We start from the raw sequence: 2,700 nt of genomic DNA on the forward strand, positions 1-2,700 counted from the left end.
AAGGAAAAGGGTCAAGAAACAGACAATCCTACACCGCCGCTTGCAACATCAAAAACAAGCCGCATAATCAGTCACACAAACGAGCCAGAGCCTCCATTGCTCAAACCGCTCTGATGTCCCATTTTATATGACGACGGACAGGAGACGATACACGCGGCCCTGCCGGAATTTCAATTCTATGGCCAGACACCGAGAATGCGCAATTCCAAGGCGCTCTCGCGGAATGTAACAAGGGAGAAAGCTACAATAACGTTTCCGCAGTGATCCGCTATTCTCTGCAGGATGGCGCAACTGTCATGTGGCTGGGTGACTTGGAAACGGAGTTTATGGAAAGCATTGCAGACAGCATTAACTTAGAGAAAACGACCATCGTTTTTGCGGCGCACCACGGCCGAAAATCCGGAAAAATTCCTGACTCTTGGCTAAAAAAACTGGACCCACAGATTGTCATTATTGGAGAAGCACCATCTCGGCACCTTGATTACTATACCGGCTACGAGAAGATTACCCAGAACAAGGCGGGCGACATCACGATGGATCTGGTTGACGACAAAGTCCACTTTTACTCCTCCAAGCCGGGATATTCCCACAAAAGCCTAAATGATGAGGGGCAGTCAAAATTTCCCAACTACGTCGGCAGTATTACAGTCGAAACTAAATACACGCTGGATGACTGATAGCTACTGCGCTCGCAGCGTCACCACATTCTCGCCTGCCGCGACCCGACCTTTCTGCACGACCCACACGCCCAAGGCCTCAATGACGGGGTGAAGGAACGTCAGGTCGGACAGGTCGGTGTAATACCTCGCGGTCACGTCGTTCGCGTCGGGCTGGTGGCCGACCAGCATCTTGATGCGGAACCGCTCAATATCGAACTCCCGCTGCGCGGCATTGACCAGCGTGCGCCTCAGCCCGTGTGCCCCGACCTTCCGCCCCGCCACCTCGTCCACCTTGTCCAGAACCGCGCGAGGGTCGGAAATGTGCCCTGCCTTACCACGGCTCGGAAACACATGGTCTTTCCCGTCCACCCGCTCGCAAGCGTCGAGCACCGCAATCGCCGCAGTCGACAGGGGCAACCGCACGGGCTTGCCTACCTTCTGGTCGCGGAGGAACCAGTATGACGCGGACGGGTTCTCGCGGTCGATGTGAACCTCGTCCCAACGGAGGCTGGCAACTTCTCCCCGGCGTCGGCCAACGAGCATCAGAAACATGACGTAGTTGACCCCGGCGCGTGCGTCTCGGTTCCGCGCTGTCGCGCGCGCCTCATGCAGCATATTCCAAACCTGTCCGACGCGGTCGAACTCAATGTATCGCTCGCTCCGATCCCCCGCTGGTGCCCAGTGGCGTTTCATTGCGCGAACCGGGTTGACTGGGATCAGCGGCGTGCCATCGGCAAGCTCGTGCTCGTCAGCGGCAAAGTTGAGCAGGATGCGCAGCACGGTCATGGCGCTGTTGGCGCTGGCTGGTGCCCCGCCCTTACGCTTCTTTCCCGGCAATCCCTCGGCCATTATCTTGGCGTGCCGCTCTCGCACCATGTCGCGAGTAATCTCCACCACAGGACGGTGCTGCCAGTCAGCGAACACCTTGGTGACGTAGAACTCATACCACTGGCGGGTGCTCGGCTTGAGTGCTCCGGGACGGCTGACGTAGCTGTCATAGATCTCCTTCAACGTCACCCCCTCGGCCTGCTCCTGCTTCTTCACAGCGCGCGGGTCGATACCCTTGGCCATGTCGAGCAGGTATTCGCGGGCGGTGACACGCGCATTATCGACGGTGAACACGCCATATGGACCGATGGTGATGCGGGCAGCAGGCTTGTCGGGGTTCGGGCGCCCCTGGACGACGAAGGTGAGCTTGCGTGTGGGGGTGCAGCGAACGCCGAACCCCTTGGTGTCGGTGTCCCAATGGAACTCGTCCTTGGGACCGGGTTTGATGCGGTCGATGTAGCCTTTGGTGAGTTTCACGGGCGGGTGTTTCGGGGTCGGCTTGGGCATGGTCTTGGCTCCTCATAAGCAAGTCATAAGCAGTAGCGGTATAGCTACGAGCTATTTGCTTAGGGCTTATCGCTCGAGCCAAGCAACTGATATCGTTAGAACATATAGCTACATATAGGAATCTAGAGCTGCGTATAGTTTGGCTGCCCGAGACTGTTAATCAATTGGTCGTAGGTTCGATCCCTACCGCCGGAGCCATTTTCCCCTTGAAAGTGGTGAAATATTAATAAAATAGGCGGCATGACCCTCCTCTCGGTACACATCTGGGTACACAAGGAGCACACATGGGGCTAATCTTGAAGTATGTAAGGCAACTAAAATCAGGCAGTTGGGAATATCGACGATGAGTTCCCAAGGCGGCAGCAGGGGTTATCACCCAGCGTGAGTTCAAACGCGTTCTCGGAGATTGCGAACGGGAAGCTCTCAAGGCATATCCTGAGTTTCGTCCACAGGTCGAACGGGTGATTGAGCAGGCTCAGCGTCAATCGCGTAAAAAACAGCCGCAGACCGTGGTGAACTGACAGCGCGAGCGGCACTTGAAGTGGCCGATGAAAGAGTTGCCTCCCTAAAGCGTTTCGGCTTGAACTTGAGTCGCTGAGGATTCCCATGAGGGTTCAGATGTGATTCATCCTTATTGGGAGGATGAATCATGTCAGCACCTTTGCCATCGGCGCTCCGGGCGCGATTTCAGAAGTACATTGCAGAA

Annotated in this window: 2 protein-coding genes; one reads left to right on the forward strand and one right to left on the reverse strand. The window is 56.1% G+C overall.

Annotation, left to right across the window (positions count from 1 at the left end; translation table 11 throughout):
* Positions 1-260: 260 nt before the first annotated feature.
* Positions 261-677 carry a hypothetical protein gene (locus AC13C8_RS00005; RefSeq protein WP_482845975.1) on the forward strand — a complete coding sequence of 139 codons (417 nt, stop codon included), beginning with the start codon at positions 261-263 and terminating at the stop codon, positions 675-677.
* 3 nt (positions 678-680) lie between these two features.
* Here AC13C8_RS00005 and AC13C8_RS00010 read toward each other — a convergent pair whose 3' ends face one another.
* A complete protein-coding gene (locus AC13C8_RS00010) occupies positions 681-1,994 on the reverse strand; it encodes a tyrosine-type recombinase/integrase (protein WP_482845976.1) in 1,314 nt (437 codons plus the stop codon).
* Positions 1,995-2,700 lie beyond the last annotated feature (706 nt).

It is taken from the genome of Aliiroseovarius sp. B-4, assembly GCF_056857795.1.